Origin of the sequence: Acinetobacter sp. CE-15 (assembly GCF_051059255.1) — a bacterium.
GTDB lineage: Bacteria > Pseudomonadota > Gammaproteobacteria > Pseudomonadales > Moraxellaceae > Acinetobacter > Acinetobacter guillouiae.
In genome coordinates this window covers 3,839,659-3,854,647 of sequence record NZ_CP192737.1, presented here as the reverse complement: position 1 = coordinate 3,854,647, position 14,989 = coordinate 3,839,659, and the positions used below count along the sequence as shown (strand labels likewise).

Genomic DNA, 14,989 nt, shown 5'->3' with positions numbered 1-14,989 from the left:
AAATAAAGAGATGACAAGTACACGCGACTTGCGAGATTGAATATGTTTCCAACCCTAACTGTTACATCAATTTTTTATCTCTGCTTCATTGTGCTTGCGGTATGGGGAGTAAGCCAAGCCTGGTTAAGTCAATCTAGAACTGAAACGATCCATCCTTTTAAGTCCTTCGTCCATTTACTGGCATTCTACCTGTCTTATTTATTAATTCCGTTGTTATTTTTTAGCATTTATGCAGGATATATCGGAAAATTCTCATTACATGAAAGTATTTTTATTTTCTTACTCAGTGCGTTGTTGATTTATGCACGATTTATTGAACCACATCGAGTTCATGTTCAGCATATACAATATCCGTTGGGGCAGGAGAAAACCTTTACTCAACCGATTAAAGTTGCGTTGCTTGCAGATTTACACATTGGTCTGTTTTCTGGACATGAGCGTCAGCTTAAAACAATTGTCAAAAAAATTAATTTGGCTCAACCCGATTTTGTCGTGGTTGCAGGGGATTGGACCTATGAACCTGAAAATAAATTGGTTGAAGAACTGGCGATTTTAAAACAGATCGAAGCTCCGGTTTATTCAGTAAATGGTAATCATGATGAGCAGTATCCAGGACCACCGATTCAAGCCTTATTGGCCAGTGCCTTAGAGGCCAATAACGTCATGGATATTGAAGGTAAAATTGTTGAATTTGATGATTTTCGCTTAATCGGTGTCGGGGACTTATGGGCAGGCAAGGCGGATATGCGTTATATGCCCGATTTACCTCAAGACAAACCGTGGTTAATTTTGTCACATAACCCCGATACGGTAGATATGGTGCCACAGTTGCCTACACGTCCGTTGATGCTGTCTGGACATACTCATGGTGGGCAAGTTGAATTGCCGTGGTTGACCAGTTATGTAATGAAAAAAGTTTCTATTCTCGGTCATAAACGAGGCTTGTATCAGCATGAAAATGCCGATGTATTTGTCAGTGTCGGTACTGGTATGGTAGGTGTGCCTTTTCGGTTTAGAGTACCACCAACCATTGATATTATTGAGCTGAGTTAAATTTCATACTGATCAATCATGTTTTAAAATAGTAAAAGGCTGCAATCCCAATCAAAACAAGAAACCCAATCAATAACAGCATGCTGCTGGACTTATTCTGATGACTCAAGTCTTCCACCCCTGAGGTTTGAACCGAAGCGTGAGTAGGGCTTGTTGAATCATAAGATGAAGACTTTGCTTGTGATGAGGTATTTTGCGTCTCTCCTTGCATAAAGTTTTCGGCAAATTTGGATAAAGCATCTGGTTGAGTCAAATCGATTTGGAATTGTTTTTTGATCTCTTGCCAGTCGGGATGTTGATCATTGATTTCAATGGTCTTACCATCCTGATTGGTCATTTTCACCGTACTAGATGAAAAGTTGAATTCAAAAGATTTGCTTTCATTTTTTATATTCGGCATTTCGCCCGATAAAATTTGAGGGTTTGCTTTAAAAGCCTGAAGCGCATCTGATGATTCGTATAGGATGCGGACTAAATTTTTTGCTGCGGTTGGATCTAGTTGAAGTTGTGCAATAAGGAATTGTTCTGCTTGTTCTGTTTGATGGTGTTCAAGCAGATCAAGCAATGCTTGTAATTGTGTTTGATTCAATTGGTACATATGCACCTCGAATAATTTAAATGATGAGAACGATAGCGTTTAGTTGAATGGCTTTCTTTTGACTGTTTTAAACTTTATTCGTCATCTTGCATTGCATATTCAATCTTATTGCCATGTTAAATTTTATCGCGGTGTTGCATCTTATTGCTTGATAAAAAATTGATAGGCAATCACAGCAACAATCGCAATCACAACAAGCATAACAATAGGTAAGCCTTTTTTCTTGGTTTGATCTTCAATACCGACAGGTTGCGTTGTCACGCTGGATGGGCGGGGAATTGACTGAACATTATGTGTCGAATTGACAGCGCTATCAGGTGCTTTGGCTTTCATTGCAGCAATGTAGGCAGCAGCCGAATCATATGTTTCACCTTGCGAAAAATGACGCATAATTTCATCCCAGTCAGGATGATGTTCATCAATCAACACTTTTTGATGATCTTGATATAACACATAGATTTCACCAGTTTCAAAATTCGACTGAATTGCTTTATAGCGAGGATGCTGACTGTCATAAAAATCATCATCGAACTGAAACTGATTGATTGCTAAATTGGGATTTTCAGTGAGCTGTTCTACAAAGTCTTTGGCATCTTTTAGCCCAAGGTTTGAATTTTCCATGACCAGTTTAATCGCTTCAATTTTACGATTTTGTTGGATCAGGGCAAGAATGTCTTGTTGAGGAATTTGCAAGTGTATATCACGGGAACTATCACTTTGAGCTGAATCTGCAAATGCGAAGTTGTATGCGTTTTCTGTCAGATTTTCTACATAATCCTTGGCTTCTTTCAAGCCTAAATCTGAATGGTCTTTGACCCATTTAACTGCTTCAACTTTACGACCTTGTTGAATCAGTAACAGAATTTCTTGTCGTTGTTGTGGGTTAAAGTTTGGCATCATGCACCTTTCATTATTGGTTTAATCATCAATGAATATAGATCAACAATAGATATGAGTTTTTATTAATCATAGAATTAATTCAATTTTTATTACAAATTGATGCCAAATAAAAGTAGTAATTTGTGTGCGAATAAGCAATATTTTAAAACTGTCATAAAACTTTGCTATTGTAAAAGTCATAATATTTATAACCTTAAAAGAGGGCTTGGCCATGACTCGTGATTTTGAAAAATTCCCAGAAGATGATAACGGTAATCTACTTTGGCAAATGCACGAAGATGGTGATGATTTAGAAGAGGTACATGAAATCGAGTTTTCTGTGTATTTTAAAACACAAGAACTCGCTGAAAAATGTGCAATCTATCTTTTACACGAAGAGCAAAAAATTTCACTGTATTTGGATGAAGAAGTGCAACCCAATGAATGGGTGATTACGGTATATGTTCATCTGATTCCAGACTACGAAGATGTTGTTGATTTAGAGCAATGGTTTAGTAAAATTGCTGAGCAGTTTGAAGGTGAATATGATGGTTGGGGATGTACAACCTATATATTTGATGATGAAGACGATGAAGAATAACGGTCTTTAGATGACGCATATTGTTTTAAAAGCATATCCTTGTTGATATGCTTTTTTTTAAGTTTCAGACTACTCAAACCATACAAATGAAAGCTTTGTACAGCGCTAAACTTGCTTTTCAACAACAATAATAGTCAAGGATATGAGTATGAGTAATACGGTAAAGTTACATCGCGTTTTTAGTGCACCACCAGAGCGAGTCTATAAAGCTTTCTTAGACCCAGATGCAATTGTAAAGTGGATGCCTCCACATGGTTTTACAGCAAAACTTCATCAAATGGATGCAACGGTTGGTGGTTCTTATCGAATGTCATTTACCAATTTCTCTACAGGTACAATCCATTCATTTGGTGGAACTTATGCAGAGCTGATTCCCAACCAACGCATACGATATTTTGATCGATTTGATAATCCTGAACTCGCTGGCGAAATTGAAGTAATCATTGAAATAAAAGGTGTGCTTGTTGGAACGGAAGTCAATATTACCCAATCAGGTATCCCGAAAGTGATTCCTGTCGAGGCTTGTTATTTGGGATGGCAAGAGTCTTTGCAATTACTTGGTCTCTTGGTCAATCCAACAATTCCAGATCAATAAACTCGCGTAAGTGACCTATAAACTATCGCTATAGATCTGCTTTGCTATTTATATCATTCATCTATCATCCATTAAACGGGCAATACAATTCAATCATTGATTGCCTGAGTAAGCACCAAGCCTCGCCTATGTTTGCAGGCTAAGCTGTGATGGGGGGGCAAGGTGTTTTTATGACCCCATTGTCACTTTACACAACCATATTTCTCATCATTTGGAATAATTTTAGAATAACTTCGGTTCGGAATAACAATGACGATTTATAGCAAACGAATTTATGATGCGATTTCAGAAACAGATGGTCAACGAATTCTGGTTGATCGCTTGTGGCCACGTGGTATTAAAAAAGACGATGCTAAGATTGACTTATGGCCGAAAGAAATTACCCCGTCCAATGAACTCAGAAAATGGTATCACGAGGATAGCGAAAACCGTTGGGATGAGTTTCAACAACGTTATCGCATTGAATTATCACAGGTTACAGTACAGTTAGAAGAGCTGCGGAAACTGATAGCACAAGGTCCTATAACCTTATTAACGGCGGCCAAAAATCAAGGGCGAAATCATGTCAGTGTTTTGCTGGATGTGTTAAATCATAAAGCCTAGTTTTATTGATCGCGGTTGATTTTAAATTATTCCTTATATTTATTATGGTTTTTAAGTTGATGAAAAATCTTAAAATGCTATGATTGTGATTTGAACCGAAGTTGAGCTTATTATGTCTTTGCCACATTGTCCAAAATGTAATTCAGAATATACCTACCAAGATAGCGATTTATTGATTTGCCCAGAATGTAGCTATGAATGGAAAGATGGCGAGCAAGTAACAGCAGATGACAGCGTGACGATTAAAGATGCTGTTGGCAATATTTTGGCAGATGGCGATTCAGTGACAGTGATTAAAGACTTAAAAATTAAAGGTTCTTCTGCAGTGGTTAAGGTAGGAACCAAAGTCAAAAGTATTCGTTTGCTGGTAGACAGTAATGATGGGCATGATATTGATTGTAAAATTGATGGTATTGGTCCCATGAAATTAAAGTCAGAATTTGTGAAAAAAGCTTAATTTTTTTGAGGTTCATCAATGATCACAGCAATTCAACTGTGATCATTTTTTTGTCTATATCATTTTTCTCGAATAATAATTTTTGAGGTCAGTTCTGCTTTGGAGCGAACGCCCAACTTTTTCATTAAATTTGCTTTATGCACTTCTATGGTCCGATGCGACAGCTCTAATTTTCGTGCGATTTCTTTACAGGTAAATCCATTGACAATCAATTGGGTAATTTCTGATTCACGTTTGGTCAATTTTTGCTTAGAAGACAGCACCTGATCTTTACGTTCAAAATGCCAGACCATCAATTTAAAGGGATCTTCAGGTGTTAAGGTTTGCCCATGGGTATGTGTCCAAAAGATTTCGCCATTTTTGTGCTGCATAAAGCGCTGATCAGAATAATAATGGCTTTTTTTTAACAATAAGCTTTGCAATGCATCATTCCCGACCTTTTCATAATCCTCAAGACTAGGAAAAATTTTGACTATGGATTGCTCGATTAATTCACCACGCTCATAGCCAAACAGATTGGCAAATGCAGCATTCATTTCCATCATGTGGCGATAGCTTAATACAACAATTGGTGCAGGGCTAAAATCAAATGCGATTTTATTATAGTTCATAATAAGCATCCTTACTTAGTATAATAATGAATATAACGCGATAGCGAGAAATAACAAGTATTCGACCGTTGATTTTTTATAATATGATGAAAACTAAATAGATTATTTTTGTGTTGTTATACATATAAATTTAGTGTTTTTAATAGTTTGTAATGGATCACATTTTTTATATTTAACTTTAGTCTATATTGGTAGGTTTTTGTATAAGTGATTGTATTTAATTTATTTATTGGATTTTAAAAACTACTTAAGTAATTAAGGGTGTTGACTGAAAAAAGCAATTGATTCACATTGATGATGAGAAGCACTCAGGTTATTTAGAATTTTTTATCAGGATAAATCAATATTAATCTTGGCTTCTTATTTTAAGTTATTTGTGTAAAAAGAATTAGATCACCTTAATAAATATAATCAGGATGGATTATCTCTAAGGTGATGAATGGATGACAATACTAAGAATTGGGCGAGGTAGCGATGGAGCATATACAAGGATCAGGTCCTCAACAACCGAAAAAGTCTTCACACCGTCTGGCGGGTATCTCCAGCATGGTTGGAACGACAATCGAGTGGTACGACTTTTTTATTTACGGTGCAGCCGCAGCATTAATTTTCAATAAACTGTTTTTCCCCAATCTTGATCCATTAACAGGTGTCTTGGCTGCATTTGCCACATACGCCGTTGGCTTTATTGGACGTCCGTTGGGAGGTATTATCTTTGGTCATTTTGGGGACAAAATTGGTCGAAAAACCATGCTGCTAACCACACTGATTATGATGGGGATTCCTACTGTTTTAATTGGTCTATTGCCAACCTATGAAAGTATTGGATATTGGGCGACATTTTTTCTGGTGATTTTACGTTTTGTTCAAGGTATGGCAATGGGCGGCGAGTGGGGCGGTGCCGTGTTGATGGCTGTGGAGCATGCACCTGAAGGCGGTAAAGGCTTTTGGGGAAGTTTACCTCAAGCAAGTGCTGGTGGTGGTTTAATGTTGGCCTCGATCGCATTGGGTTTAGTTTCACTTTTACCCGAAGCAAGTCTATTTAGTTGGGGCTGGCGTCTGCCTTTCCTTGCCAGCATTTTATTATTAGGTGTGGGTTGGTATATCCGTGTCAAAGTGCCTGAGTCACCAGATTTTGAAAAAGTAAAACAACAAGCACAAGAAGTTAAAGTTCCAGCAATGCAGGTCTTTAAAAATCATCCGCGCGAATTACTCACGATTATCTTTGCCCGTGCTGCTGAAAATGCATGGTTCTATATTGCCTCTACTTTTGCCTTAGCCTACACCACAACCAAGTTGGGTATTCCTCGCCAAGACATTTTGTTTGCAACGATTTGTGGTGCAGGCTTAATCATGGTGATGACGCCATTGTGTGGACATCTATCCGACAAAGTTGGGCAGCGTAATATGTTTATGTTTGGTCTAGTGGTCCTTGCATTGTATTGCTATCCGTTCTTTAGCATGTTGGATACCAAGGACCCAGTCTTGGTATGGACCGCAATTGTTTTAGCAATCGGCGTGGTGTTCCCGATCATGTATGCGCCACAGTCTCAGTTATTTGCTCGACAGTTTCCTGCCGAAATTCGCTACAGTGGCATCTCGATTTCAGTTCAATTCGCAGGTGTATTAGGCGGTGGACTTGCACCATTAATCGCCACCAAACTCCTAAGTATTGGTAATGGTAGCCCGCATTTGATTATTACCTACATCATGAGTATGGCGATTTTCGCAATCTTCTGTAGCTTCTTTATGAAGCGTGATGATCTTAGCCCAGCGAGACAACGTAAATCAGTGAAAAGCAAATTGTCTGTTTAATGCAAAGTAGTGATTCAAAGCAAAGCACTGTAATCAATCATTCAATTTACCACGCTTAATTTTCAGGAATGAATATGAATATTTCCTTTATCTGTCTTGGGAATATGGGGCTTTCTCGCCAAAATGGTCATGGAAAGACCGACTTCAGTAGCATTTTTAATTTAGTTTCAGTACCAGCGTGAAGGAAAAATCAGGATGAATACTTTGATCGGACATTATATTTCAGGCCGTCATATCACAGAAACTCAACATTCAGGCCCAGTATTTAATCCCTCTACGGGTGAAGAAATTGCGCGTTGTGCTTATGGTGATGCAACAGTGATTGATACTGCGGTGAAAGCTGCGACATCAGCAAATGCAAAAAAATGGGCAAAAGCTTCACATGCTACACGCTTGCAAGTTCTGTTTAAATTACGTGAATTAATGATTGCCAAAACAGCTGAATTGGCAGAAATCATTGGTCGTGAACATGGCAAAACCATTGCCGATGCAATCGGTGAAATTGGCCGTACGATTGAAGGAATTGAATTTGCCTGTAATGCACCGCAGATTACAAAGGGTGAATATGCACGTAATGTTGCAGGCGACATCGATGTGTTTTCTGTACGGGTTCCTGTGGGTGTGGTGGGTTGCATTACCCCGTTTAATTTTCCCATCATGATTCCTGCTGTCATGATGGCCATGGCTGTTTCTGTGGGGAATTCAATAGTTTGGAAACCGTCTGAAAAAGTGCCTTCGGCTGCATTATTTTTTGCAGAGTTATGGAAAGAAGCGGGTCTCCCAGACGATGTATTTAATGTTGTACAGGGGGATAAAACAGCAGTCGATGCATTACTTGAACATCCTGAAATCGCGGCTGTGAGCTTTGTGGGTTCTACCCAGATTGGTGAATATGTTTACCAAAAAGGCACCTCACATAACAAACGTGTTGCAGCATTTACTGGCGGGAAAAATCACATGGTGGTGATGCCTGATGCCGATCTTGAAGCGGCTGCAAATGCCTTTGTTTCAGCGGGGTTTGGTTCAGCCAGCCAGCGTTGTATGGCGGTATCACTGCTGATTCCCGTAGGTGCTGAAACGGCAGATCACTTACGCCAACGTATCGTAGAAAAAATCAAAGCATTGAAAGTTGGCGCATACAATGATCCGACTGCAGATTTTGGTGCGGTGATTAGTGCGCAATCGCAACAATCTGTTTTAAAGGCAATTGATCAATGTATTGCAGATGGTGCTGAGTTGGTGGTGGATGGTCGTGATTTTAAACATCCAGAGTATGCCAACGGCTATTATATTGGTCCGACTTTATTTGATTATCTCTCTATGGATATGGATTTTTATCAACAAGAAGTTTTTGGTCCAGCGCGAGGAATTTTACGCGTCAATAGTTTAGATGAGGCAATTGCTGTGACCAATAGCCATGAATATGGCAATGGTTCGGTGATTTTTACCCGTGATGGAAAGTCAGCACACCGGTTCTTTATGGAGGTTGAGTCGGGCATGATTGGTGTTAATGTGCCTGTACCACTTCCAGTGAGTTATTTTAACTTTGGTGGTTTGCGACGTTCAAAATTTGGTGAGTCGCATTTATATGGTCCAGATGCCGCTCGTTTCTATACTAAGTTAAAATCTGTTTCACAAAAATGGCCAGATCCTGAACAACAAGATCAAGCCATTTCTTTGGCATTTAAAATCACCTAATTGACTTAATGTCGATGATCAGCCAGCAGATGCTGGCTTTTTTAGCTGTGAGTGAAAGTCAGATATATTGAGTGTTGTGTTCTTTATAATGTTGCGCTATGAATAAACAGCTTAGAAACATTGTATAGAGTAGGGACTCAAAGCTGCAAGTCGATTGAACTGTGCAGCTTTGTTCATCCCTTAAATATTATTGGCTTGCTGCAATTCCGATTTTTTTAACATTTAATCGTTGTGCGGCTGCCATCACCATAGCCACATCCTTATATTCAGTCAGTTTATCGGGTTGCACTTTAATCGGATCTTGATCTGATTTCTGTGCAACACCCGCAAATAAAACTTCTAGCGCTTGTTTATTTTCTACAGCTTGATCATTCCAAAAGATTTTACCTTGAGGGTCAATACGTAAGGTGACTGGCTCAGGTGGCTTCTCATTGGTCGGTGGTGGTGCGCCATTGGGCAAGTCAATATTGATCGCATTATTTGGAATTGGGATGGTGATAATAAACATAATCAACAACACCAACATCACATCAATAAGTGGTGTCATATTGACATCTAACATTACATCATCATCGTCTTTATTGGCACCTACATTCATACCCATAAACTGTTCCTTTTTCGATTATGGTGCGGCAACAGGTGTCGTGACAAACGCGATTTTGCCGATACCTGCTTGCTTAGTAGCACTAATGACTTCATCAATCGCTTCAAATTTTGTCACTTGATCACCACGAATATGTACCTCTGGCTGTGGGCGTTTTGCTGCCTCAGCCTGTAAACGATTGATCAGTGTATTTTTATCTGCGATATACTTTTCGTTCCAAAAAATATCCCCCGCTTTATTGACCGCGATTTGTACATTAATCGGCTTGGTGACATACGGTGTATTTTTTTCCTCAGGCAACTTGACTGGAACCGTGTGAATGGCAACGGGGACGGTGATTAAAAATATAATCAGCAGAACCAGCATAATATCCACCAAAGGTGTGGTGTTAATCGCAGAAATTACATCATCTTCGTCACTGCCTGAATTGACTGTCATGCTCATAATAGATACCTCATTTATTTCGCATCACTACTGTTTTTGATCTCGCCACTGAGTAGAACAGTATGTAAGTCAGAACCAAAAGTACGTACATTATCCAATACTGCTTTATTACGGCGGGTGAGCCAGTTATAACCAAGTACCGCAGGCACGGCTACAGCAAGACCGATTGCGGTCATGATCAGTGCTTCACCGACAGGGCCAGCAACTTTATCAATAGAGGCCTGACCCGAAATACCAATTGCAGTAAGTGCATGATAGATTCCCCAAACTGTACCAAACAAACCAACGAATGGTGCGGTAGAACCGACGGTTGCAAGAAATGCTAAACCACCACTTAAATGACTTTGAATTTTATCAATTGCACGTTGAATCGACATTGTGACCCAAGTATTAAAGTCGATACGCTCAAGTAGGTTTCCGCCATGTTTTTTGGTTGAGTTAATGCCTTTTTCAGCAATAAATCGGTAGGCACTTGCTTCACCTAGCGTTCCCGCAGCGCCGTCAATTGATGCAGCATCCCAAAATTTGGCTTCAACTTCTTTACCTTGACGCTTAATTTTTGCCTGCTGAATAAACTTGGTCACCATGATGTACCACGTTCCAATCGACATCAGGACCAAGATAAATAAGGTTGATTTAGCCACAATATCACCTTCGCGCCATAGTGCTTCTAAACCGTAAGGGTTGTGAACAGCTTGTGTTGCTGCGGGTTTAGGTGGTGGTGTATGTGTTTCACTGGTTGCTGTATTGGTTGTCGTTACAGTCGCAGGCGTTGCAGTGGTTTCTTCTGCAAATACACTAGATACAGGCAGTAGGGTGCTTGCAGTTAAAATCCCAACAGAAGCAAATAGTCGTACAGATTTCAGCGTTTTATTCATCATTTATCTCCAAATCTTTATTTAATTGATTACTGCAATACAAATTCATAAGGTATGTCGTACCAAGAATCTTGAGGTTCACCATTCTTTAACGCAGGTTTAAACCTACATAAGCTAAAAGCTTTCGAGGCAGCTTTGTCTAAGCTTTTACTCCCACTCGATTTTTTAACTTTGGCCTCTTTAACCTTTCCATCACTACCCACAAATACCGAGATAAGGACCTCACCTTGTTCTTCGTTTTGTAAAGATTCACGTGGGTAATCAGGTGTTTTACAACCTGCTTCTCCACTCGATACACCTCGTGTTTCACCTGCTGGTTTTGCTTTTGCAGGTTCAGGTTTTGCTGTTGTTTCTGGTTTTGGCGTCGGTGTTGGCTCAGGACTTTCTGAGGTCTTTGGCGTTGCTGTGGGTGTAGGTGTAGCCGTCTGCTTTGGTGTTGCTGTTGGTTTTTCCACAGTTTTTTCAGTCGGCTTTGGCTCTGGTGTTTTCAACACTTTCTGCACCAACTTTGGTAGTTCTGGTGGCTTTTCAATGGGTTTAGGTTTTTCTGGTTCAGGTTTTTTGTCCTGAATAATCAGTAATTCAACAGGTTCATCCGCTGGTTTTTCAACTGTCTTGGATAAACCTGTAATCAAGCCATAGAGAATGATTAGATGCAGTAAGATGACTGCTCCAATCCCGATCAGGCGTTTGGAAGAATTATTTTCTAATTCTGAAAAATTCTTGCCCATTGCTACTCCTGAAATGAGAGACAAACAATAAATAGTAAAAGAGAGACGATAAAAAAATTCTGTTCAATTCTTTTGTTTGGCTAAGTGAATGAATCAATTTCGCAAACACCGTGACTAGATTAGATCTAGATCATGTTTGCGAAATGCCTAATTAGAATTTATAAGTTGCTCTGACGTAATATGCGCGACCTGTTGGGTCTGCATAACTGGAGTCATAACCATATTGGAAATTATCCTTCACGTTGGATGCAGGCGGATCTTGGTCAAAGATATTTTTGATCCCACCAGTAAGTTCTAAGTTCTTGAATCCACTATAAGTGCCCGCAAGGTTATACAGGATGTAATCACTGACACGATGGTTGTCATATTTAGCTTCACCAATAGAATTTGAGTCTTTATAACCACGACTAAACTGTTGCTCAAAGATCATTTTCCAGTTGTCGTAACTCCAATTGACATTGGCAACATGTTTCCAGCGTGAATAGACTTGTTGGTTATAATAGCTACCTGCACGGCTGATCCATTCACCGTCTTTTTCTTCTTGTTTGTCATATTTAATGACATAGGTCCCATCAATACCAAAACCAAAACGGCCTGTTTTAGTCACAGGTGTGAGATAGTTCAAACTTAAATCAACCCCTTGAGTTTTAATTCCACCCATATTGATCAAAGTCGTACTCAAATATTTGATCCGTCCATCTGCATCACGGACAAATAAACTTGAATATTTGTTTGGGTCAGCAAAAATAATTGAATCGGAAATCGTATCGATCAAATTATCCACTTTGATGTTGTAGTAATCTGCTGTGAATACCAGATTTTTGATTGGCTCAAACACAAGCCCAGCAGTATAAGATGTTGACTCTTCAGCTTTTAAGTCGGGATTTCCGCCTTGCATACGTTTAAATTGAACTTTACATTCTGTTTGGTATTCTGGTTCAGTTGGGGCGCCATCTGGGCAGAGTACTGGGTCATTGTATTTTGGACCAGTGTAGGTTTGGCTCTGTGGTGAGTTGATTTCGTATAAGCTTGGTGCACGGAAACCTGTACTGTATGAGGTGCGGAACATCAATTGCTTTAACGGTTCCCAACGTAAAGCGACTTTTGGATTGAAGGTATCGCCAAAGTCACTATAGTCATCATAGCGTGCTGCAAGTTGCGCTTCTAAATTGGCTAAAATCGGGATATGTAATTCAGTGAATACCGCAGAGATATCTCGATCACCTTTACTCACAGGTTTATCTGGATCTGTACCACTACCAGGTACTTGTCTGACGATCTCAGCATTAATTTTTTGATCCCAATTTTGTTTGGTAAAACTTCCGCCTAAGGCAAATCCAACCTCACCTGCGGGTAGTGTATAGATTGGACGAGATACAGTGACATCAAATGAGGTTGAGTCTAAGCTGGCTTTATTGGTATCTCCTTTAACCTCAAAGGATTTCCAAATATTAGCATCGGCTGAAGGGCCAAATGGATTGAGTGAACCATTATTTAAAGCGGCCTGAACCTTACTTTGATTGAGATAACCCGCATTAAAGCTATCTGTTGCTTCACTTTTTGCATAGGTTAAACCGGCATTGATATCCCAACCATAAGCTTCACCCTCAATTCCTGCAAATGCACGATGTGAGTCATTGGTTGTTTTGCCTGAACGGTTACCACCTTGTGAACGCAGATAGAGTTGTAAATCTCCATCGCTGAGTCCAGTCACTGCAGGAACAATGCCTTTGCCAGGATAATATTGACTTGTCGAGGGTAGGGTGACCGAACGGCTATATACATCGGGTGCAACTGAAGTGGTGACCTCATTGCGCGAGAAGATATATTCTCCAATCAGATTAAATTTATCTGAAAGTTTAAAGGTTCCACGACCAAGCGCTGAAATTGTTTCAACTTCTGGGGTAATCCCAATTAATGCTTGGGTATTGAGATAACATAATCCGCCATCTGCAACGACATTAGGCGTGTTATTACAATTTGTATTGCCATATGGATTTGCCAAAATATTATTTTTTGGATCAAGAAAATTTGCAGGGAATCCATTTATTGAACTGGCATCTAGACCGAGTTCAGGGATCACACCACCACGGCGACTGATCTTGCGGTCTTTTGCCATGATATTGTTGGTTTTGCGATAATCGACTACACCGTAAACGTTAAAGCCTTGTTCATCCAGATCACCATAGCCCCCAAAGATGGAAATATCTTGTTTATCACCACCACTGGCTTCGGGCTGAGTTGCACCCACACTGATGTTGAGGCCTTCAAAGGATTTTTTGGTAATAAAATTGACCACACCACCAATTGCATCTGCACCATAAACCGCAGATGCACCATCACGAAGGACTTCGATACGTTCAACCATTGCCATTGGAATAATATTAAGGTTGGTGGTTGATGTACTAAACGGACTATAAGCTAAACGACGACCATTCAATAAGACCAGTGTTTTATTTGTTCCTAAACCACGTAAATTGGCTGATGAACCCTCGGTATTACTTCGCCCGATGTTTTGAGAGGTAGAAAAACCAGCTTGGTTTGAACTGACTTTGGTCAAGGCTTCTTCGACAGTGGTTACCCCTTGTTTGGCTAAATCTTCACCTTTAATAATCGTAATGGGGGAAGCACTTTGAGCTGCAACGCCTTTAATTGAAGACCCTGTAACGGTGACTTTGGCTACTTTTGTTGGTTGTTTTGTTTCTTCAGTTTCTGCTGCATGCGCTAGCGATAGGCACATCATACTTAGACTAAGCGTACTTAATTTTAGTAACGTTTTCCCCATCGTTGGCGATCCCAAAGTGCAAACATTTTTGTTTACTTTCATATTTTCAGACATCCATTTTTTTTTGTACTTAGCGATATTGCTGCATTGCTTTCTAGCAATTCAAGTGCCAACTATCTAATTATATGTTTTAAAAATATACAAAAAAATGATAAGAATTTACGTGACTAGTGTTTAATCTCCTTATTCATCCGTGACTTGATAGTAGAAAAATAAGTTTGGAAGTCGCCCTGATTAATGTTAATACAATATGAAGATGTGATTAAAAAATACTCAACAGACTTTAGTTTTTCTTTATATTTAGTTGTTAATTAAAGAGTTTAACTATATTTAATGAGTGGTATAACTATTAATTATGGTTTTATTTTTTCTATTAATTATTTTAAATCAAAAGATTAAATGAATATTTATAGTGTTTGATAAAATAAGTGATCAATTTTGGAACGTGTGTGTACTTAAATTGTGCATTATGAGTAGTTCTGATAAATGATATCTGAATTTAATATTTAGATTGGTGCTGAAGATGACGATAGGATGTCAGTCTCAGATAATCATTGAATAAATGTGATTTTATTACGGTAAAAATAAACAAAATTTAGAAGGGGTAAGCGTAGTGGCATGATATTCGCTTTGTATT

Annotated in this window: 15 protein-coding genes; 7 read left to right on the top strand and 8 right to left on the bottom strand. The window is 39.2% G+C overall.

Annotated features, from left to right (window positions below; translation table 11 throughout):
• Positions 1-42 precede the first annotated feature (42 nt).
• Positions 43-1,053: a metallophosphoesterase gene (locus ACQ7EO_RS17635; RefSeq protein ID WP_434278206.1), complete on the top strand. Its 1,011-nt coding sequence runs from the start codon at positions 43-45 to the stop codon at positions 1,051-1,053.
• 16 nt (positions 1,054-1,069) lie between these two features.
• Here ACQ7EO_RS17635 and ACQ7EO_RS17630 read toward each other — a convergent pair whose 3' ends face one another.
• Together ACQ7EO_RS17630 and ACQ7EO_RS17625 are read right to left on the bottom strand one after the other, a co-directional pair.
• The gene (locus ACQ7EO_RS17630) at positions 1,070-1,651 is read right to left on the bottom strand and encodes a hypothetical protein (protein WP_034610064.1); all 582 of its coding nucleotides are present in this window, start codon (positions 1,649-1,651) and stop codon (positions 1,070-1,072) included.
• A 141-nt stretch (positions 1,652-1,792) separates the two neighbouring features.
• Positions 1,793-2,551, bottom strand: coding sequence for a ribosomal protein L7/L12 (locus ACQ7EO_RS17625; protein ID WP_434278205.1), 759 nt, complete (start codon positions 2,549-2,551; stop codon positions 1,793-1,795).
• Between the two features lie 211 nt (positions 2,552-2,762).
• Between ACQ7EO_RS17625 and ACQ7EO_RS17620 the strand changes: the two genes are divergently transcribed.
• From ACQ7EO_RS17620 to ACQ7EO_RS17605, 4 genes are all read left to right on the top strand, one after another.
• A complete protein-coding gene (locus tag ACQ7EO_RS17620) occupies positions 2,763-3,131 on the top strand; it encodes a ribonuclease E inhibitor RraB (protein WP_004722917.1) in 369 nt (122 codons plus the stop codon).
• Positions 3,132-3,279: 148 nt separating this feature from the next.
• On the top strand, positions 3,280-3,726 hold the full coding sequence (locus ACQ7EO_RS17615) for an SRPBCC family protein (protein WP_004722915.1): 447 nt from the start codon (positions 3,280-3,282) through the stop codon (positions 3,724-3,726).
• 249 nt (positions 3,727-3,975) lie between these two features.
• Entirely contained in the window at positions 3,976-4,329 is a 354-nt protein-coding gene (locus tag ACQ7EO_RS17610; protein WP_434278204.1) for a DUF488 domain-containing protein, read from the top strand.
• 112 nt (positions 4,330-4,441) lie between these two features.
• Positions 4,442-4,786, top strand: a complete 345-nt coding sequence (locus ACQ7EO_RS17605) for a zinc ribbon domain-containing protein YjdM (RefSeq protein WP_034610071.1) — start codon at positions 4,442-4,444, stop codon at positions 4,784-4,786.
• 59 nt (positions 4,787-4,845) lie between these two features.
• Here the strand turns inward: ACQ7EO_RS17605 and ACQ7EO_RS17600 are convergent, their stop codons facing one another.
• Entirely contained in the window at positions 4,846-5,397 is a 552-nt protein-coding gene (locus ACQ7EO_RS17600) for a LuxR C-terminal-related transcriptional regulator (protein ID WP_004722910.1), read from the bottom strand.
• A 474-nt stretch (positions 5,398-5,871) separates the two neighbouring features.
• Between ACQ7EO_RS17600 and ACQ7EO_RS17595 the strand changes: the two genes are divergently transcribed.
• Positions 5,872-7,212 (top strand): MFS transporter, encoded by a 1,341-nt coding sequence (locus ACQ7EO_RS17595; RefSeq protein ID WP_034610073.1) that lies wholly within the window; start codon positions 5,872-5,874, stop codon positions 7,210-7,212.
• Between the two features lie 195 nt (positions 7,213-7,407).
• Positions 7,408-8,910, top strand: coding sequence for a CoA-acylating methylmalonate-semialdehyde dehydrogenase (locus ACQ7EO_RS17590; RefSeq protein ID WP_434278202.1), 1,503 nt, complete (start codon positions 7,408-7,410; stop codon positions 8,908-8,910).
• Between the two features lie 187 nt (positions 8,911-9,097).
• Here the strand turns inward: ACQ7EO_RS17590 and ACQ7EO_RS17585 are convergent, their stop codons facing one another.
• The 5 genes from ACQ7EO_RS17585 to ACQ7EO_RS17565 form a co-directional block, all read right to left on the bottom strand.
• Complete coding sequence (locus tag ACQ7EO_RS17585; RefSeq protein WP_004722903.1) at positions 9,098-9,514, bottom strand: ExbD/TolR family protein; 417 nt, start codon at positions 9,512-9,514, stop codon at positions 9,098-9,100.
• 18 nt (positions 9,515-9,532) lie between these two features.
• Complete coding sequence (locus ACQ7EO_RS17580; RefSeq protein WP_034610077.1) at positions 9,533-9,958, bottom strand: ExbD/TolR family protein; 426 nt, start codon at positions 9,956-9,958, stop codon at positions 9,533-9,535.
• A gap of 14 nt (positions 9,959-9,972) precedes the next feature.
• A complete protein-coding gene (locus tag ACQ7EO_RS17575) occupies positions 9,973-10,839 on the bottom strand; it encodes a MotA/TolQ/ExbB proton channel family protein (protein WP_434278200.1) in 867 nt (288 codons plus the stop codon).
• Between the two features lie 26 nt (positions 10,840-10,865).
• Positions 10,866-11,567, bottom strand: coding sequence for an energy transducer TonB (locus ACQ7EO_RS17570; RefSeq protein WP_434278198.1), 702 nt, complete (start codon positions 11,565-11,567; stop codon positions 10,866-10,868).
• A 151-nt stretch (positions 11,568-11,718) separates the two neighbouring features.
• Positions 11,719-14,394 (bottom strand): TonB-dependent receptor, encoded by a 2,676-nt coding sequence (locus ACQ7EO_RS17565; RefSeq protein ID WP_434278197.1) that lies wholly within the window; start codon positions 14,392-14,394, stop codon positions 11,719-11,721.
• Positions 14,395-14,989 lie beyond the last annotated feature (595 nt).